We start from the raw sequence: 20,413 nt of genomic DNA on the forward strand, positions 1-20,413 counted from the left end.
GCTGGCCCTCGCAAGCACTCAGATCACAGATACGGCACCTGCGCGAATAAACCGTCGGGCTGAGGCGTAGGTATTGTAATGATACTTCATCCAAAGGATCCCAGCTTATGACCCGTTATCTGACCTACGTCTTTGCAATGTTGCTTTTGCTTCCCATCGCCGCCCAGGCAGCACCTGTAGGTTACGACCTGCAAGAAAGCCGGTCCGAGGTTGGCTTTATCTACACTCTGTCCGGCGCTCAAAATCGCGGTACAATGCCGGTGGTCAAGGCCGATATCGCAATTGACTTTCAGACCTTCGCGGCCTCATCTGTCGACGTCTCGGTCGATGTGACGGGCGCACGCACAGGACTGATTTTCGCAACTGAGGCCTTGAAGGCCGGCAGCGTGCTTGATGCCCGCAACCACCCCACGATCCGCTTTCAATCGACGGCCATTCGCGCCAATAACCCGCGAAACCTGTCAGCGGGTGGCGAAATTGATGGTTTGCTGACCATTCGGGGTGTGACCCGTCCGGTGACCCTGAACGCGGCACTCTTCCGCCAGCAAGGCACGCAAGAGGGCGATCTGAGCCGCCTGAGCTTTCGCATCAGCGGCACGGTCAAACGGTCTGACTTTGGCGCAAGCGGGTATGGCGATCTTGTGGCGGACACAATCCAGCTTGATATCGCGGCACGTGTTGTCCGCGCTGAGTAATTTGGCACCCGCCCTTGCACCATCACCGCGCATACCGCATCTATTGCGGTAAGCAATTACGGGTGATCCATGGCACTTCCTGTCGGACAGCAAGCGAAATACTGGGGCATTGCCACGGCGGTCTTTTTGGTCGCTTTGTGGTTTCTGGGCGATGTGATCCTGCCATTTGTACTGGGTGGGGCGATTGCATACTGCCTTGATCCGATTGCGGATCGTCTTGAAAAGGCAGGATGCTCGCGCATGGCGGCGGTAGCGATCATAACGCTTGTAGCGATATTGATTTTCGTTCTCGTGATCCTGCTCGTGATCCCCTCGCTGGTCCAACAAACGGCAGCATTGATAGATACCGCACCCGAATTGTTCGACAGGCTGCGCAACGGCCTAACCGAACGGTTCCCACAGCTTTTGGACGACCAAAGTGCCGTGTATCAGCAACTGCAAGCGATAGGAGAAACGATCCAGTCGAAGGGCGGTGAGCTGGTCAACGGGCTCGTGTCGTCCGCATTGGGTCTGATCAATATCCTTGTTCTGATCGTGATTGTGCCGGTTGTCGCCGTCTATATGCTGCTTGATTGGGACAACATGACCGCCAAGATTGATGAGATGCTGCCCCGCGATCATGTTGAAACCGTGCGCACGCTCGCCCGCGATATTGACGCGACATTGGCATCTTTCATCCGTGGTCAAGGCACGGTCTGTCTTGTGTTGGGGACCTATTACGCCGTCGCACTGATGATCGCGGGGCTGAACTTTGGCCTGATCGTTGGCTTCATCGCAGGGCTGATTACATTTATTCCCTACGTCGGTGCGCTTGTTGGTGGTGTGCTTGCCGTAGGGCTTGCCCTTTTCCAGTTCTGGGGCTCTGTCGAGGTCGTGAATGGCGAAAGCGTATCCTATGCGACCAATTGGCTGCGCATTGGCATTGTCGCTGCAATCTTCGGCCTTGGGCAGTTCCTTGAAGGCAATATCCTGACGCCCAAACTGGTGGGGAGTTCTGTTGGGCTTCACCCCGTCTGGTTGCTATTCGCATTGTCTGTTTTTGGTTCCCTTTTCGGGTTTGTCGGCATGTTGGTGGCCGTACCTATCGCTGCCATGATCGGTGTGGTCGCCCGTTGGGGCCTTGGGCAATACAAGCATAGCCTGCTGTACCGCGGGCAGTCCGGGACCGAGTAAATGGCAGGTCAGCTGGCATTCGACTGGCCAACAGGCGTTGCACTTGGGCCAGATGACTTCTTTGTCTCTCAGGCAAACGCGCAAGCATTCACCATGCTCAGCACACCTGAGACATGGCCGGAAAGAAAGCTGGTGCTGACTGGCCCCAAAGGCAGCGGCAAGAGCCATCTTGCGCGTGTTTTTCAGGCGCAAAGTGATGCCGCTTTGATAAAGGCCAACGCTTTGAGCGCGGATTTCCAAACTGATGCCGTGACCGTGGTCATTGAGGACATGGAAGAACTGGCGCAATCGGCGGAAGAGGTTGTCTTTCACCTCCACAATAACCTGCGCAACGCAGGCGGGACGCTGCTGATGACCTCTGCTTTGCCGCCAAGCCGCTGGCCAATCGCATTGCCCGACCTTGCCAGCCGCATGCAGGCCACAACGGTCGTGCAGATCGACAACCCCGATGACGCGCTGCTGTCCGCGCTGATCATGAAGCTGTTCGCCGACCGCCAGATCAACCCGCAGCCCGCTTTGGTGCAATATCTGACCACTCGGATTGAACGCTCTTTCGCCGCTGCCGCTGCCATTGTTGCCCAGCTGGATACCGCCGCTTTGGCACAAGGGCGCAAGATCAACAAAGCGCTTGCTGCCGAGTTGCTGGACAAGCCCGGCTGAGGTCGCGATACTTGTCACAGAACCGCAACAAAGGCGGTACAAAAGGCCCCATGACCAACGCAGATTTTCTTGAAGGGGAGTATCCATCCCCGACGACGCTCGATATCGACCTCGAAAGCCCCGCGCGCTTCGTGAACCGCGAGCTGAGCTGGATCAGCTTTAACTGGCGCGTGCTGGAAGAAGCAGAAAACCCGCGCGTGCCGCTGCTGGAACGGCTGCGCTTTCTGTCGATCTCAGCCACCAACCTGGATGAATTCTACACCGTGCGGGTCGCAGGCCTGCGCGAGTTGTCGAATGAAGGTAACGTGACGCCCGGCCTAGATGGGCTAACGCCTGCCGAGCAGTTGGTGGTCATCGACCATGATGCCCGTGCGCTCATGACCCGGCAACAAACAGTATTCACCGAATTGCAGGCCGAAATGGCGGCGCAGGATATTCACATTCTGGACCGTAAATCACTGAGTAAGGCGGACATAGATTATCTGGAAGATGTATTTATCGAACAGGTCTTCCCGGTTCTGTCGCCGCTCGCCATTGACCCCGCCCACCCTTTCCCGTTCCTGCCCAACGAAGGGTTTGCACTTGCGTTGCAGTTAGAGCGCCCCAGCGACAAACGTCAGTTGCGCTCGCTTTTACCGGTGCCTGCACAGATTGATCGTTTTGTTGCGCTGCCCGCAGAAACAGGGCACCGGTTCTTGCCTTTGGAAGAACTGCTACTGCTGCACATCAGCCGTTTGTTTCCGGGCTATAAGATCAAAGGCAATTGCGCGTTCAAAGTCCTGCGCGACAGCGATCTGGAACTCGAAGACGAAGCCGAAGATCTGGTGCGCGAATTTGAAACCGCGTTGAAACGGCGCAGGCGCGGCGAAGTCGTGCGCCTGAAAATGTCCGCCGGAGCGCCCAGCGCACTGAAATCCCTGATCATGTCCGAACTGCACGTCACCGAGGAAACTGTCGTTGAGGTAGACGGCCTGATCGGTATCGCCGACCTTGGCGAATTGGTGCTGGACAGCCGCCCTGACCTGCTTTGGCCGACTTTCGCCCCGCGCGTCCCTGAACGCGTGCAGGACCACGATGGGGATATGTTCGCTGCAATCCGGCAAAAGGACATGCTACTGCACCACCCTTACGAAACCTTTGATATGGTGGTCCGCTTCCTCACCCAAGCCGCACGCGACCCCAATGTTGTGGCGATCAAGCAGACGCTCTACCGCACGTCCAAACGCTCGCCCATTGTTGAGGCGCTTTGCGAGGCAGCGGAGGATGGCAAGTCCGTCACCGCCTTGGTCGAGTTGAAAGCGCGGTTTGATGAAGCGGCCAACATACGCCAGTCCCGCAGGCTTGAACGCGCTGGTGCGCATGTGGTCTACGGCTTTCTGAACTACAAGACCCATGCCAAGATCAGCACGGTGGTGCGTCGGGAAGGTGACAAGCTTGTCACCTACACGCACTTTGGCACGGGCAATTATCACCCGATCACGGCGCGAATATATACCGACCTGAGCCTTTTCACCTGTGATGCCAATTTGGGACGGGATGCGACGAAAGTCTTCAACTACATCTCAGGCTATGCGCAGCCGGATGGATTGGAGAACCTGTCAATTTCGCCGCTGACACTGAAACAAACCCTGCTGGATCGCATCACGGCAGAGACCGAAAACGCCAATGCGGGCAAACCGGCGATGATTTGGGCCAAGATGAACTCGCTCATTGATAGCGATGTGATTGACGCGCTTTATGCCGCCAGTCAGGCAGGCGTAAAAATCAGCCTGATTGTGCGCGGTATTTGCGGGTTGCGACCGGGTGTCAAAGGGCTGTCTGAAAACATCCGCGTCAAATCCATTGTTGGGCGTTTTCTTGAACATTCGCGGATCGTCTGCTTTGGCAATGGCGGCGCGTTGCCATCAAAAAAGGCGAAGGTCTACATCAGCTCTGCCGATTGGATGGGCCGCAACCTGAACCGTCGGATCGAGACACTGGTTGAGATCAAGAACGCAACCGTCAAAGCCCAGATCGTCAGCCAGATCATGGCGGCAAATATGGCAGACATCGCGCAAAGTTGGGTGATGTCTGCTGACGGCAGCTTCACCCGTGCCACGATTGATGAAGGCCAATTTGCCTTTAACTGCCACCGGTTCTTTATGGAAAACCCATCGCTGTCAGGGCGCGGGTCAGCAGGCGCATCTGATGTACCGCAACTGACACATACCGACGATTAACCAAGGCCCAAGGCATTACCGGTTTCGGCGAAGTCGTCAAAGCCTTGATACAGCCGCGATCCATCGTAGCAAAAGCTGCGTTTGTCTTTGGCCATTTTGCCCAACAGCGCACTCAGCGTCCGGTATTCAATCGAGCCACCGGCATACCCCCCGCTTTCAAGCGCCCAGCTTATCCGGCGGTACGTTTCGCCGGTAAACCGAAAGTGCCGCATTGGCAGCAGCATCGCCGACGTTGCAAGGCCGTGAATGACATGGGGGCTGTTCATCACCGCAGTCGCGCTCCATTTGACCAGACTTGGCTTTTGCAGCGTATTGTAATGCAGCGGCGGCTTGGCCCTGAACCTTGCCCAGTGACGCGCCAACGGTTTGGCACGGTGATTGAGGGCATAGTCCTGCAAAAGTCGCGCGCGACTGCCAGCATATAGCTCTGACGGCGCATCTGGCGGCATCGGCTTCAGGTGTGGCTGGCCGTCAAAATACCACGTAGCATCCAAATCCAGTGTTTCATCCTCTGCCATCCGCGCAAGATCAGTGACGTTTTGTGGGTACATATCCAGCATCACGGCCCAGACCAAAGCGGCCTTTTCCTTGTCAGCCTTGGCAGCGATGTCAGGAAAACTTCGCCCCTTAGGCAGATCAATGAATTCGTCAACATCGACACAGAGCGCCCACCGGTCCATGGCAAACAGACGCAACAACTGTTGCCGCCAGATCGTGTTCATCTTCACTTTGCGTTTGCCAAAGGGCTTGGCGTCATCACCTTCGATAACGTCGCCAAAGCGATGTGGGCTACGCATGACCATAACGTCGGCTTGCGCGGCCAAATAGGTGTCGGACCCATCTATGGACTGATCATCAATGAAGATGAAACGCGCCACACCCAGGCTGCGGTAATGTGCCAGAAACGCGGGCAGATAGTACATTTCATTGTGGACCAAGCTGACAAGCGTAAAGGCGTCGCGATCACGCAGGTCGTTACTGGCAACGCTCAGGTCGCCGTATTTATCCAGCACATGATCCATCTTGCTTTGCGCCATGCCTTTAAACCCCACAGCCGCCCTTGCCATAGGCCCGCGTCCACTTGAACCCCACCCAAAGCACAACAAACAAACATTGGCAAACCCGGCGGATTCAGGGTAGCACTTTCACGCGATGGATGATGGAGCGGACACTGTGGACACGATCGACTGGGGTCCTTTCGGGCGTCCGCTTTTTGACGACGCCGCCGCCAAGGGCCTGAGCCGGGTCGGCGTGATTGATGTGGGGTCGAACTCTGTCCGTTTGGTTGTGTTTGATGGGGCCGCACGTTCGCCCGCCTATTTCTACAACGAAAAGATCATGTGCGCTTTGGGTGCGGGGCTAACCAAAACCGGGCGGCTGAACCCCGAAGGCCGTGTACGCGCGATCGCCGCAATCCGTAGGTTTGCCGCCCTCGCGAAAGGCATGGATATTCCCCCCTTGACGGCAGTTGCGACGGCTGCGGTCCGCGAGGCATCCGACGGCGCTGATTTTCGTGACGAGGTGCTGCGCGAAACCGGCATCAAGCTGTGGATCATCGACGGCAAGGAAGAGGCGCGATTGTCGGCGCAGGGCGTACTGCTGGGGTGGCCCGGCAGTTATGGCCTAGTGTGCGATATCGGCGGCTCTTCGATGGAACTTGCGGATCTCGCTGAAGGGCGCGTCGGGCGTCGGGTAACGTCTGCTCTTGGCCCCTTGAAGCTGCGGGAAATCAAGGGCGGGAAAAAGGCCGTCAAAGCATACGTGCGCGAAACGATGGCGCAATTGCATGACGAAATGGGCAACTCCACTGGCATGCGCTTATTCCTGGTCGGCGGCTCCTGGCGGGCGATTGCACGGGTCGATATGGAGCGCCGGTCCTATCCGCTGACGGTACTGCATGAATACCGCATGACATCCCGCCAAATCAGTAAGACGGCAGAGTATATACGCAAATCTGACCTGCAAGAACTGCGCAGCCGCTGCAATATCTCTGACAGCCGGATGTCGCTGGTGCCACTTGCCTCCATTGTTCTGAAAGAACTCATGCGCACCTTTAAACCAAAGGATGTGGCTGTTTCGTCCTATGGCATCCGTGAAGGGATGCTTTACGAGCAGATGCCGCGCGAGTTGCGCGAACGTGACCCGCTGGTTGAGGCTTGCCGCTTTGTTGAGGCGAAAGATGCGCGACTGCCGGGATTTGGCAGAGTGCTGTATGACTTTGTTAAGCCCTTGTTTCCAAGGGCAAATTGGCAACGCAAGCGAATTATCAAAGCCGCTTGCCTGTTGCACGATGTCAGCTGGCGCGCGCACCCCGATTACCGCGCAGAAGTCACGTTCGACAACGCCACGCGGGCCAACCTGGGTGGTTTGAAACACTACGAACGGGTCTTTCTTGGACTTGCGCTGATGAACCGCTACACCAGCAAGACAGCCAATTCACGGTTCGATGCGCTGTTTGATTTGCTGGACGCCGGACAGATCAAAGAAGCGGAAATCCTTGGCAAAGCGATGCGCCTTGGGGCCATGTTGTGGCTGACGTCAGACGAAGAACCGGGGACGCTGCGGTGGAAGCCGAAGTCACGCGAATTAACGCTGCGATTGCATGAACAAACACGCCCGCTTTTTGGTGAAGTCGCGCAATCGCGGTTTAATGCTTTAGCCTCGGCAATGGATGCCACTGGTGAGGTGATTTTTACCAAATAACAACCATGAGTTGATTCGCCATTTGCCGCACAGGCAATTCGATTTCTTGCCAAATACGGATGGTCGGTGGGTAATGGCGGCGAAGCGCTTTGAAACAATTCTTACATTTGTCGCTTATTGTTTTTGCATTTCACCGCTATCACCGCCTGAAAGTGAATAGCGGATGAACAGATACAGGGATGACACGTAAAAGTCTGATTTTCGCCATATTTCACTAGCTTTTTGGTTTTCATCGCGAGAATTTAGCCGAAGAGTGATCTCGAATGTGTATATTGAGCGCGACCCGAGCGGGTCATTTGGCGGTTTTGGATGGTATATTTTGTTTAAAGAAACACTCAGGTTTGACGTGGCAACAGCAGCGATCAAGGGTGGTCGTGACTATCAAGAAGACAGTCTGATCGCTCACTTTCCCCTCGGACAGGAAACCGGTTTTGCTATTTTGGCGGACGGCATGGGCGGCCATCTTTGCGGCAATGTTGCCAGCGCGCTTGTCATGTCCGAAGCGTTTGCCAAGCTCAAGATGAGTGAGACAAAGCTTTATGATGCGGACCTCGACATTCCACAGATGCTCAACAATGTTGCGCGCACTGCGAACGCGCGTGTGACGCAGCATATCGACGATGACCCCGAGACATATGGGATGGGGTCAACCCTGCTTGCGACAGTGATCCGCGGGGATCATCTTTTCTGGGTCTCGGTGGGCGATTCACCCCTGTTTTTGTTCCGCGATGGGGCGTTGCGTCAGTTGAACAAAGACCACTCAATGGCCCCGCAGATTGATATGATGGTCAAAGTCGGCGCTATGACTGCCGAAGTCGGTCGCACGCACCCTGATCGCAACACGCTGACCTCAGCTATCACCGGCGCAAAGATCGAAAAGATTGATTGCCCTGAAGAACCGACGCCCCTTTTGCCCGGCGATATCGTTATCGTCGCCAGCGACGGCCTTCAGTTTCTATCAAATGACACGATTGCGGACACGCTGCGCGACACCAAAGAAAAGCGCAGCGTTGATATGACAAGCGCCCTGCTGCAGGCGCTGGGTAACCTTGATGATCCCAATCAGGACAATGCCGCATTCACGGTCATCAAGATTGGCGACACCGAACAGGCCGTAAAGGCGGCTAAGATCGAAGTGCAGCCCGTTTTTGTGGCAAGGCAACCGCAGATCCAACAAGAACCCACAGTCCTGGAAGACGCGCAGGCAGGACACCATCATGCGGCAGCCTTGCCTCAGACCATAGATACATCGCCGCCTGCCCTACCAAAGGTGGAGCCCGAGACACGCATCATCCGCTTGATTCCTTCAAAGCATCGCAGCGCGACGCCTGCACCTAAGCCGGTAGATTTCCAACAGATTGCACCGGACACAGAAGGCACGCCCACACAACGGCAGGCTTATCGGCATCGCGGGCAAAAACACTACAAAGACTAGCTGTCAAAGCTCAATTTCGCCGCTTTCGTCTTGCGGCATCCAAATGGGCGCATCAGGACTGCGGCGCAGAATGATGTCACCATTTGGCAAGAACTCCGGCGCTTCATAGTTGCGCAGGTCATCGACCTGATCCAGCAATTCCGCAAACGCCGGCCCAACGGTCTGGGCAAACTCTGCAAATGCCGGACCCATTTCATCGAAGGTGTCACGCAACCCTTCGATGGCGGGTTCCATTTCGGTCATCAGCCCACGCATCAACAAACGCGCGCCTTCCTCCATCAAGCTCAGCCCTTCATCAAGGTCTGTCTCTGATTGCTCTTGCGCGGCTGCGGGTGTGCTTAGCAGGCCTATCGAGAGGATCACTGGGATAAACTGTTTCATGGGCAAAATGTAAGAGCGCGCCAACGCGATTTCAAATCACAAATCAATGTCCAGCACGACAGGAAAGTGATCAGAGGCAACCAAAAGCCCCTCGCGCAGCGCAGCATTCGCATAGCAGTCAGGATGATCAAACGGATGCCATATCTGCCATTTGGGGGACTTGTTGCGCAGGCCGGGTGATACCATGATATAGTCCAACAGGGCTTGCAGATAGGGTTCACCCTTGCGCTTGAACCGCGCGGTTGCAGGGGCGGCACCAAATCTGCGACCCAAAACCATTTGCGCATGAGGGTCAAAAAGCCGTTCTTCTGATCCTTCGCCCAGAACAATCTCAACCCCGGATCGCCCAAAAAGCTTTTCATACTCATCAAGGCCCGGTCCGTCGTTAAAATCACCCAGCACAATCAGATCATCACCCATCGCCAAATGCTGCGCCACACGTTTGCGCAGCCATATGCACTGGGCCAGTTGCTTGCGCCGGTTCTGAATTGATATGCGGGTGGCTTCGGCGTCGTTGCGCGCACCGTGCGGCGCTTTGGACTTTGCATGCACACCAATCAGGCGGACCGGACCATGCGCGGTGGTCAGGGCCACCTCAAGCGGTGGTTTGGACCACCGGATTGGATCAGGATGCGCGTCGATATCAACATCCATGCGGATTTCGGTCTCAAAAGATGGTGCGATGTCGTCACCCTTGGGATCATGGCGCGCCGACACGACATCAGGGTCGAACAACAGCGCGATCTCTTGTTGGGTGTCATTTGTGAACCCGGTGATCGCCTGCCGTGCGCGCAACCCAAAGCGGTCCGCAAAATGTTCCAGCGCCGTGCGTGTATTGCGGTGGGGGCTGGTATCGGGGGCCTCGATGATCATCACCGCATCTGCGTCCAACGCGCTAAAAACAGTGCCAAGTCCGGCAGTCTGCTGCGCCTTGGTCACATCCCAGCGCCCGGACCAGCTATCATCATCAATCAGCACGCCCGCGTCATCGAACAGGGTATTGAACCATTCCACGTTGTAGGTGACGATCCTCAAGTGCGACTGCCTAGGATTTCTTCCCAGGCGCGGTTAATCGCAACCATCCGCCGCTCGGCCAGTTTCACAGCCTCTTCGGGCACGCCGCGCGCCAGCATCTGATCGGGATGGGTTTCACGCACCAGTTTGCGCCATGCTGCGCGGACGTCCTCCATGGGGGCCGTAGGATCAACGCCAAGGATATCATAAGGATCGCGGTCCGCCTCGGCCACGAACTGACCCCGGATGCCCCGGAACCGGCGTTCGTCGAAGCCAAAGATATTGGCGACATCTTGTAGAAAGTCATCCTCTTTGGGATGATAAAGACCATCCGCCATCGCGATGTGAAACAGCCCTTCCAGCAGATCACACAGCGGGCGATCATCGTCGCCATACATCGCCTTGATCCGACGTGCGTAAATGTCGTAACCCGCCACGTCTTGCCGTGCCAGATTGAACACGCGTGCGGCGTTGGCCTCTTCTTCGCGCGGGATCACAAACACCTCGCGGAAGGCGACAACTTCGTCCTTTGTCACGAGTCCATCCGCTTTGGCCATTTTTGCCCCCAGCGCGATCACCGCAATGGCAAAAGCCACGGTGCGGTCTGGCGCTGCGCGCAGCTTGTCAAAAACAGCTGACAGCCCTTCGCCCTTGGCGAGTGCGGCGATTGCTTCGGCCATCCGTGACCAAATCGACATGAAATCTGTCCTTTAAAGGCGTTTCTGCATCAAAACGAGATCAATCCAACGCCCGAACTTGAACCCCACTTCGCGCAGCGTTGCAACCTCTTGAAAGCCGAGGCCTGCATGAAAGGTCACCGCACCGGGGTTTTCCGCGCTACATCCAGCAAACATTGTGTGGTTGCCTGCCGCCTTGGCGTGGCTGCAAAGCGCGCCCATCAACCGTTTACCACCACCCTGACCTTGGCCATCCTCATGCAGCATGACCGTATGTTCAATGGTGAAGCGATAGCCTTCGCCGCCGCGGAAAGGGAAGTAGCGGGCAAAGCCCAGCACCTGTCCGTCTTGTTCCCACACAAGGCAGTTCTGCGCGGTAAGATCAGCCACCTCGTCATCTGACTTCTCAACCGGGTTAAACGTGATTGTTGTCTCACGGATCGCGTGGTTCCAGATCGCAGCGATCTGTGGTGCGTCGGCTGGGGTCGCAGCCCGGATCATGACAGTGTTTTAATGCCGCTTGGTGTAAGGAATGTTGCGACAAACCCCAAAGACCCGGCCGTCAACGACACACGATCATCGTCCAGGTCCAGTATCTGCGCGATGTGATCAGCCTTCGGGTGACTCACCTTCAGCGTCAGCAGCTTAACCCCGCTTTGCGGCAACCGATCCGCCGGATGGCGGGTGCCCGCAGGCCACTCAATCAAGGTCGGAAATGCCCCTTGGTAGGGCAGCCCGCCATCATCCGGCACAGTAATTTGCCATGCCAGATCGCCACGGGTCAGTGCCTGAGCAGTGCCCACAACCGCAGGGGCGTTCTCTAAAGCCGCAGCCAAATCATCCGTCTGACAAAGCCAGTTCGCCAACCGTGGTGGACCGGTGAAATCATCCAAGCCAAACCAAGCATGCCCGGCCTCGGGGACAGCCCCCGGTTCTTTCGCGATCACCTCAAGATACAGCCCATCAGCCAGCCCAAGCAGCGTGTTGTGCGTGCCATAGCGCGCATGTTGCCCGCCGGGGTGGAGTTGCAAGCCAAGCTGGCTTTCAACCCAAGCTGTGCCTTCGGCAAGGTTTGTGCAAGCAACGGCAAGATGATCGAGCTTTAGCATCGGTGTTCACTTCTAACTGCGCGTTTCGCGGATTATGCCCAAAATATCCTGCGCCGCTTTGGGGATATTCGTGCCGGGCCCAAAGATCGCCTTCACACCGCTGTCATAAAGGAACTGATAGTCCTGCTGCGGAATAACCCCGCCGCAGATCACGATGATATCGTCGGCACCCGCATCCTTCAAGGCTGCCACCAGCTTAGGCGCGAGCGTCTTATGCCCTGCCGCCTGTGAACTAATCCCGATCACATGCACATCATTGTCGATGGCATCCTGAGCGGCCTCAGCGGGCGTCTGGAAAAGCGGCCCCACATCCACGTCAAAACCGATGTCTGCAAAGGCAGTCGCAATCACTTTCGCGCCCCGATCATGCCCGTCCTGCCCCATTTTCACGACCAACATGCGGGGGCGACGTCCCTCTTCCTCGGCGAACTTCTCGACCGAGGCCTGAATCGCCGCGAACCCTTCGTCGCCTTCATAAGCTGCGCCATAGACGCCGGCCAAAGTCTTGACCTCGGCCCGGTGCCGTCCGAATGCCTTTTCCATTGCCATGCTAATCTCTCCGACTGTGGCGCGGGCGTGGGACGCCTCGACCGCTGCCTCCAACAGGTTGCCGCCTTCGTTTGCGCGGCGGGTGAGTTCTGTTAGCGCCGCTTCGCAGGCCGCATCATCGCGGGCGGCTTTGGTTGCTTCCAGACGTGCGATCTGCGACAGGCGGACCGCGTCATTGTCGATGTCCAGAATGTCGATCGGGTCTTCACTGTCCTTGCGGTATTTGTTGACACCGACAACCACCTCGGTCCCGCGATCAATCCCCGCCTGACGCTTCGCCGCCGTTTCCTCAATCCGCAGCTTGGGCATGCCAGAGGCGACCGCCTTGGTCATGCCGCCCAACTCTTCCACCTCTTCGATCAGCGCCCAAGCCGCCTCGGCCAACTCATGCGTCAGGTTCTCTACGTAGTAAGAGCCCGCCAGCGGATCGACGACATTTGTCACGCCGGTTTCTTCTTGCAAGATCAACTGGGTGTTCCGTGCTATCCGCGCACTGAATTCGGTGGGCAGCGCAATTGCCTCGTCCAGCGCATTGGTGTGCAACGACTGGGTGCCGCCCAGAACCGCGCTCATTGCCTCATAGGCGGTGCGGATGACGTTGTTATAGGGGTCCTGTTCCTGCAACGACACGCCAGAGGTCTGGCAATGGGTGCGCAACATGGACGACTTGGGGTTCTTTGGTTCAAATTCTGCCATGATCCGCGACCACAGCAGGCGGGCAGCGCGCAGCTTGGCGGCCTCCATGAAGAAGTTCATGCCGATGGCGAAAAAGAACGACAGACGGCCTGCAAACTGATCGACATCCATGCCCCGCGCAATCGCGGTGCGTACGTATTCGCGGCCATCGGCGAGCGTATAGGCCAGCTCTTGCACCAAATTCGCGCCCGCCTCTTGCATATGGTAGCCGCTAATCGAAATCGAGTTGAATTTTGGCATCTCTTCGGTCGTATATTCGATAATATCCGCAATGATCCGCATCGACGGTTCCGGCGGATAGACATAGGTATTGCGCACCATGAACTCCTTCAGAATGTCGTTCTGAATGGTGCCGGACAGCACATTGCGCGGATGTCCCTGTTCTTCACCAGCGACGATGAAATTAGCAAGGATCGGGATGACCGCGCCATTCATCGTCATGGAAACACTGACTTTATCCAACGGAATACCGTCAAAGAGGATTTTCATATCCTCGACGCTATCAATCGCCACGCCAGCCTTTCCGACATCGCCCTCGACCCGGGGATGGTCGCTGTCATAGCCACGATGGGTCGCCAGATCGAAGGCCACCGAAACACCCTGCTGGCCTGCCGCCAGTGCCTTGCGATAAAACGCATTCGATTCTTCGGCCGTTGAAAACCCCGCATATTGCCGGATCGTCCACGGGCGGCCTGCGTACATCGTGGCCTTCACACCGCGCGTAAACGGGGCCTGTCCGGGAATACCACCCATATGCGGCAATCCGTCCGTTTCCTCTGCGGTATAAAGCGGCTGGACCGGGATGCCTTCAAGCGTATCCCATGTCAGCGCCTCCAAAGGCTTGCCACGCAGCTCTTTGCGGGCAATTTCTTCCCATGTTTTCTTGTCAGACATTGGCACCTCCGGCAGGGGTTGGATGGGGTAACACGCATTTGTTTGCGGCAAATGACACTTGCCCCTTAGCTTTTGCGAAATGGGCCTCTATATCCAAAGGCATGAAGTTACTTGTAAACATCGCGCTTGTCGCACTGATCGCTTTTCCGGCAACGGCAGAAGAGAAAACCGTTATTGAACGCTGGGAAGAAGACCGCACACAGATCTTTGATGGATCCGAGATTGTTCTGGACGATCTCAATTGGATTGCCCGACCGCTGGTGATTTTTGCGGACACACCCAATGATCCGCGATTCCAGCAACAAATGGATTTGTTGCTGACTGGAATTGATCGGCTGGCAGAACGCGACGTGATCGTGATCACAGACACGGACCCAGAGACAATGTCAGACCTGCGCACCACGCTGCGACCGCGCGGATACATGATGGCGCTTGTTGGCAAAGACGGGCGCGTGGCCCTGCGTAAACCCAGCCCATACAGCGTGCGAGAGCTGTCACGATCCATCGACAAGATGCCATTGCGGCAGCAAGAGATATCGGATCGACGGTTGCTAGGGCAGTAAGCCCGCATCGGAGTGGGAAGCGACCGTTTCACCAGAATTTCCAACCCGGCTTTTGCCGCCCCATCTCACCAGCGAGCGCTGTGAACGGCAATTCGTGGATACTATCGTAGTAAAAGCCCGTTAGCGTCGCAAAGACCGCGGATGCCAATGCGAAATGATCCTGTTCGATGTCCGCGCGCTCAGCGTCAGGAAAGTCCTTCAAGAAACGTTCAATCGTTGCCTTTCTGACCTCATCAAGATCAAACGGCAGATCGCCATCGACACCCAGCCCTTCTTCGTCGCCACCGACGCTCCAAGTGCATCGGCCATCGCTATAGTTTCGGGTAAACGCGGCCATGACGGTTTCGTTGATATCAAGGACCATGAACGGAACGGCCTTTGATATCTTTTCATAATCAGGTTCGGCCGTCCCTTTCGTCAGCCGCCAGTTCCGCCAGACAAAATAATGCGCGCCGTCGGAAGCGCCGGATAGCATCGTCTCATTGTGCGTATCGGGTTCTGTGGTCTCCGAAATGCCCGCAGCAGCCAAAAAGCTGTTCTTGTCCTCTTGGGCACAGGCCGTAATGGCAATTGAGAACCCCACCTATTCAAACTCCATGATCACTTCGTCCACCGCAAGGCTGTCGCCCGCACCGGCATTGATCATTTTGACGGTGCCTTTGCGTTCGGCGCGCAAAATGTTTTCCATCTTCATCGCTTCTATGGTGCACAGCGCCTGACCTTCCTGCACCTCATCACCCTCGGAGACGTCGATTTTGACAATCAATCCCGGCATCGGGCACAGCAGGTATTTCGAGGTATCGGGCGGTAGCTTCTCGGGCATCAGTGCCGCCAGTTCTGCCTGACGCGGCGTGCGTACATGCACCTTCAGGTCCGCACCCCGATAGCGCACGCGGAAACCACCCGAAATCTTACCGATCTTGAGCACCAAAGGTGCACCATCCACCATCAGACGGGCCAGCGGATCACCGGGGGCCCAATCACTTTCGACCCGCAGGCTTTGGCCACCGATTGACACGTCCGCACCGGATCTATCCGCAGTAATGGTCACATCGTGCGACGCGCCTTGCAGGGTCACCACCCAATCATCGCCCACGTGGCGTTCGTGGTTGTCCATGCGTCCCGAAATCCGTGTGCGGCGGATTTCGGCAACACGATGCATCGCGGCGGCGGCAGCGGCAATGCGTTGGCAGGCGCTCTCATCCAAGGTCACGCCTTCGAAACCATCGGGATACTCTTCCTCGATAAAGGCCGTCGTCATCTTGCCACTTGTAAACTTGGGGTGATCATAGACGGCGGCGAGAAACGGCAAGTTGTGCCCGATCCCTTCCAACTCAAACCCGTCCAACGCTAAACGCATCTCCTCAATCGCCGTTGCACGGTCCGGGGCCCATGTGCAAAGCTTGGCGATCATCGGATCGTAATACATGCTGATCTCGCCGCCCTCAAACACGCCGGTGTCATTGCGCACAGCGCGTGTCGGTGTGGCTTCCTCCATCGGAGGACGATAGCGGGTCAAACGCCCGATCGAGGGCAAAAAGCCGCGATACGGGTCTTCGGCATAAAGGCGGCTTTCCATCGCCCAACCGTTGATCTTAAGATCGTCTTGCGCAAACGGCAGCTTTTCACCCGCCGCTACGCGGATCATCTGCTCCACCAGATCAACGCCAGTGATCAGTTCGGTCACAGGGTGTTCGACCTGCAGGCGCGTGTTCATTTCAAGGAAATAGAAGTTGCGGTCGCCATCGACGATGAATTCAACCGTACCTGCGCTGGTGTAGCCCACGGCTTGGGCCAGTGCGACCGACTGTTCACCCATTGCCTTGCGGGTGGCCTCATCCAAAAACGGACTTGGTGCCTCTTCAATGACCTTCTGGTTCCGGCGCTGGATCGAGCACTCGCGCTCATGCAGGTAAACCGCGTTGCCATGACCATCCGCAAGCACCTGAATTTCGATGTGGCGTGGCTGGGTGACGAATTTCTCGATAAAGATACGGTCGTCGCCGAACGAACTGGCCGCTTCGTTCTTGGACGACTGAAAACCCTCACGCGCCTCATCATCGTTCCAGGCGATACGCATCCCCTTGCCGCCGCCACCCGCAGAGGCTTTGATCATCACCGGATAACCGACCTCATTGGAAATCTTGACCGCATCTTCGGCGTCCTCAATCAGCCCCATGTATCCGGGGACAGTGGACACATCGGCCTCTTGGGCAATCTTTTTTGAGGTGATCTTGTCACCCATCTTCTCAATCGCGCCCTTTGGGGGGCCGATAAAGGCGACGCCAGCGGCATTGAGCGCATCTGCAAACTTGGGGTTTTCGGACAAAAAACCATAGCCGGGATGCACGGCCTCAGCACCTGTCTGCTTGATCGCCGCCATCACCTTGTCGATCACGATGTAGGATTCGTTGGCAGGGGGCGGGCCGATGTGCACCGCCTCATCCGCCATTTTCACATGCAGCGCATTGCGATCCGCATCCGAATAAATCGCGACCGTTTTGATCCCCATCTTGCGGGCGGTCTTGATGACACGGCAGGCGATTTCGCCACGGTTGGCAATCAGGATTTTCTTGAACATGAGCTTTCGTCCCCAAAACGCAAAACCGCCGCCGAGGCAGAACCCCGACGGCGGTCTTTATTCATTGTACGCCCAAGATCGTGGGCGCGATTGTCTAACTTAGCGGCAGCCGTTGATGCCTGCGTCGTCGCAAAGCACGCCTGCGGCTGCACCGGCAAGCATTGTGCCTGTACGGTCTGTGCCAAGTACTTCTGCGGCAACAAGGCCTGCGCCTGCGCCTGCGACGCCACGCTCTGCGTCACCTTCGAGGCAACCTGCCAAACCAAATACTGCCACTGTCGCAAGGATGATTGATGTCTTTTGCATAATCTTACGCCTATCGTTGTTTTATAAGTCGCCCCACAATTGGTGCGAACTGCACCCTGATGAATAGCAATTCCGGCTTGATATCCAATATCACTTGTCTTTTTTTCAACAGACCGGCGGAAAACCGTTATCGGCCTGCTTGGTGAGTAAGCAGGCCGATCAGGGGAAGGGTAACGGTATAGAGAATTTGCAGAAGAACGATTGCTGGAACGCCCCTCTACATTATTGACATTGTACCAAGTCATAGTCTCTGAAAAGCTTTGTTGCGATCTTGTAGCAAAGTAAGCGATTTCCCGCTTAGATTGTTTCCCAAGCATCAGTTGCACCACAGATCGGGTCATGCGCCATCCCCAAATATCTCGGGAAAGCTCTGCCGTGCCACTGCGACGTCAATCTGCAACATCGCCTCATAGCTGGCGGGATCGAATGGATCTTCTGCCGCAATAACCTCGCGACCAAAAAGCCAGCTCAGCCGTCCAGCATCCAGATTGCCGCGCACGAAAGGTTCGTCGCCAAAGTGTTCCCACAGTGCCTGCATAAAACCGGCATCAGCGCGCTTGTCCGGCGGACGTCTGTCAGGATAGCGGATACGTTCAGTCAGCGGCGTCGCCCCACCTTTGTTGGCCCGGCGCAACACGAACTGAAAATCAGTCCCTGGCAGCCGCCCCGGAAAACCGCGATGTTTATCCATGTAAGGAAGGTTAGCCATGCACGCCCCCATATTGCGGACGGGCGGGTTGGACGGGCCCGAAAGCCCGCCCAAAAAAGCAATCGTTAGTAAACCAGCTGGTCGTAATGCACCTGCTGTTGTGCGGCTGCGTCTGACGTAATTTGCAGCGGCGCACGGTCTTGGCTGCCCGACACAGCAACAAGCGCCATGAGCGCTGCAACCGTGAAAGCCAAAAGTCCTTGTACCATTCTACTTGCCTGCCTCTTGTTGTGCAGGGTTGTCGGCGATCTACGCCGCCTTGACCCATTGAGAGCGCGATATCCACTTCGCGTGAGAGTAAGATAGGCAAAAACGCTTTGTTCTCAAAGGGCTCCAAGGCGGACTGCGCGTAATGTTGCAACAATGACTCAAGCGCTGGGCGCTTTACTGCGCAGCCGTCCATATTTTGGGCAAAACTCAAAATGCGCTCCAAATGTAGTGGCACACAGCGACGCAATGCGCGGCTTTATGATCACAGAGCCTGATCAAAGCGGAATGTTGTCGTGCTTTTTCCACGGCGTCGTGACTTGCTTTGTCCGCAAAGACGCAAATGCACGGCACACCCGTTTGCGCGTTGAGTGCGGCATGATCACCTCGTCAATCACGCCTTTTTCGGCCGCAACAAACGGGTTGGCAAAGCGGTCTTCGTAATCCTGCGTGTGCTGGGCAAGCTTTTCAGGATCGTTCAGGTCGGCCCGGTGAATAATCTCGGTAGCACCCTTGGCACCCATCACCGCAATCTCGGATGTGGGCCATGCATAGTTGAAATCGCCAGCCAGATGCTTGGACGCCATCACGACATATGCACCACCATAAGCCTTGCGCGTGATCACGGTGACCTTGGGCACTGTCGCCTCACCATAGGCATAAAGCAGTTTCGCACCGTGTTTAATGACGCCTGCGTATTCCTGGCTGGTGCCGGGCAGGAAGCCGGGCACATCAACAAGCGTCAGTAGTGGAATTTCGAACGCATCGCAGAACCGCACAAACCGCGCCGCCTTGCGCGACGCATCAATGTCGAGACACCCCGCCAGCACCATCGGTTGATTGGCCACCACACCAACGGTAGAGCCTTCCATGCGGATAAATCCGGTCAGGATGTTTTTTGCGAACTCCTCTTGAATCTCATAAAAATCACCTTCATCCGCCAGCTTGGTGATCAGCTCTTTCATATCGTACGGCATGTTCGGGTTGTCAGGGACCAGCGTATCAAGGCTTTCCTCAACCCGGTTCACATCGTCAAAGAAAGGCCGCACCGGCGCCTTTTGCCGGTTGTTCAGCGGCAGGAAATCAATCAGACGGCGCGCCTCGGCCAAAGCCTCAACATCGTTTTCAAAGGCACCATCAGCCACCGAGGATTTCTTGGTATGCGTCCCGGCGCCACCCAATTCTTCAGCCGTCACATGTTCGTTCGTCACCGTTTTGACCACATCCGGACCCGTGACAAACATGTAAGAACTGTCTTTGACCATAAAGATAAAGTCAGTCATCGCTGGGGAATAGACCGCACCACCTGCACAAGGTCCCATGATCAGGCTGATTTGCGGCACAACACCAGAGGCGGTGATATTGCGCTGAAAGATTTCACCGTAAGCGGCAAGGCTGGCAACGCCTTCCTGAATGCGCGCGCCACCACTGTCATTGATCCCGATGATCGGCGCGCCGTTTTGCACCGCCATATCCATAATCTTGCAGATCTTCTGGCCGTGGGTTTCGGACACCGAACCGCCCATAACGGTAAAATCCTGCGCAAAGACATAGACCAAACGCCCGTTGATCGTACCCCAACCAGTGACCACACCGTCACCTGCGGGGCGGTCTTTCTCCATCCCAAAGTCAGTGCAGCGGTGGGCGACGAACATATCGAATTCCTCGAATGATCCATCATCGAGCAGCAATTCAATCCGCTCGCGCGCGGTCAGCTTGCCTTTGCTATGCTGTGCCGCGATCCGTTTTTCGCCACCGCCCAGGCGGGCCGCCTCGCGCCGCGTTTCCAGTTCTTGCAAAACGTCCATCAGATCGCCCCCTGCCAATTGGTCCCCCTGCATA

20 protein-coding genes are annotated in these 20,413 nt (G+C 56.4%); 7 read left to right on the forward strand and 13 right to left on the reverse strand.

All coding sequences use genetic code 11. The features are described from left to right. Positions 1-107: 107 nt before the first annotated feature. The 4 genes from MWU60_RS12160 to MWU60_RS12175 all read left to right on the forward strand — a co-directional run bounded on the left by MWU60_RS12160 (position 108) and on the right by MWU60_RS12175 (position 4,747). Positions 108-695, forward strand: coding sequence for a YceI family protein (locus MWU60_RS12160; RefSeq protein WP_247227601.1), 588 nt, complete (start codon positions 108-110; stop codon positions 693-695). A 69-nt stretch (positions 696-764) separates the two neighbouring features. Continuing rightward, positions 765-1,868 carry an AI-2E family transporter gene (locus MWU60_RS12165; RefSeq protein ID WP_247227602.1) on the forward strand — a complete coding sequence of 368 codons (1,104 nt, stop codon included), beginning with the start codon at positions 765-767 and terminating at the stop codon, positions 1,866-1,868. Next, positions 1,869-2,528 (forward strand): DnaA/Hda family protein, encoded by a 660-nt coding sequence (locus MWU60_RS12170; protein ID WP_247227603.1) that lies wholly within the window; start codon positions 1,869-1,871, stop codon positions 2,526-2,528. It abuts the gene before it with no gap. Between the two features lie 50 nt (positions 2,529-2,578). Continuing rightward, positions 2,579-4,747 carry an RNA degradosome polyphosphate kinase gene (locus tag MWU60_RS12175; RefSeq protein ID WP_247227604.1) on the forward strand — a complete coding sequence of 723 codons (2,169 nt, stop codon included), beginning with the start codon at positions 2,579-2,581 and terminating at the stop codon, positions 4,745-4,747. On the opposite strand, the gene MWU60_RS12180 is transcribed toward MWU60_RS12175, so the two are convergent. Beyond that, positions 4,744-5,784 carry a glycosyltransferase family 2 protein gene (locus tag MWU60_RS12180; RefSeq protein ID WP_247227605.1) on the reverse strand — a complete coding sequence of 347 codons (1,041 nt, stop codon included), beginning with the start codon at positions 5,782-5,784 and terminating at the stop codon, positions 4,744-4,746. The two genes, MWU60_RS12175 and MWU60_RS12180, sit on opposite strands and share 4 nt — an antisense overlap. Before the next feature lie 115 nt (positions 5,785-5,899). Between MWU60_RS12180 and MWU60_RS12185 the strand changes: the two genes are divergently transcribed. Both MWU60_RS12185 and MWU60_RS12190 read left to right on the forward strand, forming a co-directional pair. Continuing rightward, entirely contained in the window at positions 5,900-7,450 is a 1,551-nt protein-coding gene (locus MWU60_RS12185) for a Ppx/GppA family phosphatase (RefSeq protein WP_247227606.1), read from the forward strand. 319 nt (positions 7,451-7,769) lie between these two features. Beyond that, the gene (locus MWU60_RS12190; RefSeq protein WP_247227607.1) at positions 7,770-8,885 is read left to right on the forward strand and encodes a protein phosphatase 2C domain-containing protein; all 1,116 of its coding nucleotides are present in this window, start codon (positions 7,770-7,772) and stop codon (positions 8,883-8,885) included. Positions 8,886-8,888: 3 nt separating this feature from the next. Here MWU60_RS12190 and MWU60_RS12195 read toward each other — a convergent pair whose 3' ends face one another. From MWU60_RS12195 to scpA, 6 genes are read right to left on the reverse strand one after another with little or no spacing between them, the layout of a single operon-like run. Further along, a complete protein-coding gene (locus tag MWU60_RS12195) occupies positions 8,889-9,266 on the reverse strand; it encodes an AAA+ family ATPase (RefSeq protein ID WP_247227608.1) in 378 nt (125 codons plus the stop codon). Positions 9,267-9,302: 36 nt separating this feature from the next. Further along, positions 9,303-10,301, reverse strand: coding sequence for an endonuclease/exonuclease/phosphatase family protein (locus tag MWU60_RS12200; RefSeq protein ID WP_247227609.1), 999 nt, complete (start codon positions 10,299-10,301; stop codon positions 9,303-9,305). After that, the gene (locus tag MWU60_RS12205) at positions 10,298-10,978 is read right to left on the reverse strand and encodes a molecular chaperone DjiA (RefSeq protein ID WP_247227610.1); all 681 of its coding nucleotides are present in this window, start codon (positions 10,976-10,978) and stop codon (positions 10,298-10,300) included. The genes MWU60_RS12200 and MWU60_RS12205 overlap by 4 nt, the downstream gene beginning before the upstream one ends. A gap of 12 nt (positions 10,979-10,990) precedes the next feature. After that, positions 10,991-11,458, reverse strand: coding sequence for a GNAT family N-acetyltransferase (locus MWU60_RS12210; protein ID WP_247227611.1), 468 nt, complete (start codon positions 11,456-11,458; stop codon positions 10,991-10,993). Beyond that, positions 11,455-12,066 (reverse strand): VOC family protein, encoded by a 612-nt coding sequence (locus MWU60_RS12215; protein WP_247227612.1) that lies wholly within the window; start codon positions 12,064-12,066, stop codon positions 11,455-11,457. The genes MWU60_RS12210 and MWU60_RS12215 overlap by 4 nt, the downstream gene beginning before the upstream one ends. A gap of 12 nt (positions 12,067-12,078) precedes the next feature. Further along, on the reverse strand, positions 12,079-14,205 hold the full coding sequence (scpA, locus tag MWU60_RS12220) for a methylmalonyl-CoA mutase (RefSeq protein ID WP_247227613.1): 2,127 nt from the start codon (positions 14,203-14,205) through the stop codon (positions 12,079-12,081). A 101-nt stretch (positions 14,206-14,306) separates the two neighbouring features. On the opposite strand from scpA, the gene MWU60_RS12225 reads away from it, so the two are divergent. Next, positions 14,307-14,768, forward strand: coding sequence for a DUF4174 domain-containing protein (locus MWU60_RS12225; protein ID WP_247227614.1), 462 nt, complete (start codon positions 14,307-14,309; stop codon positions 14,766-14,768). 28 nt (positions 14,769-14,796) lie between these two features. On the opposite strand, the gene MWU60_RS12230 is transcribed toward MWU60_RS12225, so the two are convergent. The 6 genes from MWU60_RS12230 to MWU60_RS12255 form a co-directional block, all read right to left on the reverse strand. Further along, positions 14,797-15,351, reverse strand: a complete 555-nt coding sequence (locus tag MWU60_RS12230; protein WP_247227615.1) for a hypothetical protein — start codon at positions 15,349-15,351, stop codon at positions 14,797-14,799. Beyond that, entirely contained in the window at positions 15,352-17,349 is a 1,998-nt protein-coding gene (locus MWU60_RS12235; RefSeq protein ID WP_247227616.1) for an acetyl/propionyl/methylcrotonyl-CoA carboxylase subunit alpha, read from the reverse strand. Positions 17,350-17,448: 99 nt separating this feature from the next. Further along, on the reverse strand, positions 17,449-17,655 hold the full coding sequence (locus MWU60_RS12240) for a hypothetical protein (RefSeq protein ID WP_108815261.1): 207 nt from the start codon (positions 17,653-17,655) through the stop codon (positions 17,449-17,451). A 337-nt stretch (positions 17,656-17,992) separates the two neighbouring features. Next, positions 17,993-18,346, reverse strand: a complete 354-nt coding sequence (locus tag MWU60_RS12245; protein WP_247228009.1) for a hypothetical protein — start codon at positions 18,344-18,346, stop codon at positions 17,993-17,995. Positions 18,347-18,429: 83 nt separating this feature from the next. Beyond that, positions 18,430-18,573 (reverse strand): hypothetical protein, encoded by a 144-nt coding sequence (locus tag MWU60_RS12250; RefSeq protein WP_247227617.1) that lies wholly within the window; start codon positions 18,571-18,573, stop codon positions 18,430-18,432. A gap of 276 nt (positions 18,574-18,849) precedes the next feature. Continuing rightward, on the reverse strand, positions 18,850-20,382 hold the full coding sequence (locus tag MWU60_RS12255; RefSeq protein WP_247228010.1) for an acyl-CoA carboxylase subunit beta: 1,533 nt from the start codon (positions 20,380-20,382) through the stop codon (positions 18,850-18,852). Positions 20,383-20,413: the final 31 nt, after the last annotated feature.

The organism is Yoonia sp. F2084L (assembly GCF_023015625.1).
GTDB lineage: Bacteria > Pseudomonadota > Alphaproteobacteria > Rhodobacterales > Rhodobacteraceae > Yoonia.

Excerpts from the sequence above, each read along its gene's own strand:
- MWU60_RS12160 (WP_247227601.1), top strand. The coding sequence starts at position 108 with ATGACCCGTTATCTGACCTACGTCTTTGCAATGTTGCTTTTGCTTCCC.
- MWU60_RS12165 (WP_247227602.1), top strand. The coding sequence starts at position 765 with ATGGCACTTCCTGTCGGACAGCAAGCGAAATACTGGGGCATTGCCACG.
- MWU60_RS12170 (WP_247227603.1), top strand. The coding sequence starts at position 1,869 with ATGGCAGGTCAGCTGGCATTCGACTGGCCAACAGGCGTTGCACTTGGG.
- MWU60_RS12175 (WP_247227604.1), top strand. The coding sequence starts at position 2,579 with ATGACCAACGCAGATTTTCTTGAAGGGGAGTATCCATCCCCGACGACG.
- MWU60_RS12180 (WP_247227605.1), bottom strand. The coding sequence starts at position 5,784 with ATGGCGCAAAGCAAGATGGATCATGTGCTGGATAAATACGGCGACCTG.
- MWU60_RS12185 (WP_247227606.1), top strand. The coding sequence starts at position 5,900 with ATGGATGATGGAGCGGACACTGTGGACACGATCGACTGGGGTCCTTTC.
- MWU60_RS12195 (WP_247227608.1), bottom strand. The coding sequence starts at position 9,266 with ATGAAACAGTTTATCCCAGTGATCCTCTCGATAGGCCTGCTAAGCACA.
- MWU60_RS12205 (WP_247227610.1), bottom strand. The coding sequence starts at position 10,978 with ATGTCGATTTGGTCACGGATGGCCGAAGCAATCGCCGCACTCGCCAAG.
- MWU60_RS12210 (WP_247227611.1), bottom strand. The coding sequence starts at position 11,458 with ATGATCCGGGCTGCGACCCCAGCCGACGCACCACAGATCGCTGCGATC.
- MWU60_RS12215 (WP_247227612.1), bottom strand. The coding sequence starts at position 12,066 with ATGCTAAAGCTCGATCATCTTGCCGTTGCTTGCACAAACCTTGCCGAA.
- scpA (WP_247227613.1), bottom strand. The coding sequence starts at position 14,205 with ATGTCTGACAAGAAAACATGGGAAGAAATTGCCCGCAAAGAGCTGCGT.
- MWU60_RS12225 (WP_247227614.1), top strand. The coding sequence starts at position 14,307 with ATGAAGTTACTTGTAAACATCGCGCTTGTCGCACTGATCGCTTTTCCG.
- MWU60_RS12235 (WP_247227616.1), bottom strand. The coding sequence starts at position 17,349 with ATGTTCAAGAAAATCCTGATTGCCAACCGTGGCGAAATCGCCTGCCGT.
- MWU60_RS12240 (WP_108815261.1), bottom strand. The coding sequence starts at position 17,655 with ATGCAAAAGACATCAATCATCCTTGCGACAGTGGCAGTATTTGGTTTG.
- MWU60_RS12245 (WP_247228009.1), bottom strand. The coding sequence starts at position 18,346 with ATGGATAAACATCGCGGTTTTCCGGGGCGGCTGCCAGGGACTGATTTT.
- MWU60_RS12250 (WP_247227617.1), bottom strand. The coding sequence starts at position 18,573 with ATGGTACAAGGACTTTTGGCTTTCACGGTTGCAGCGCTCATGGCGCTT.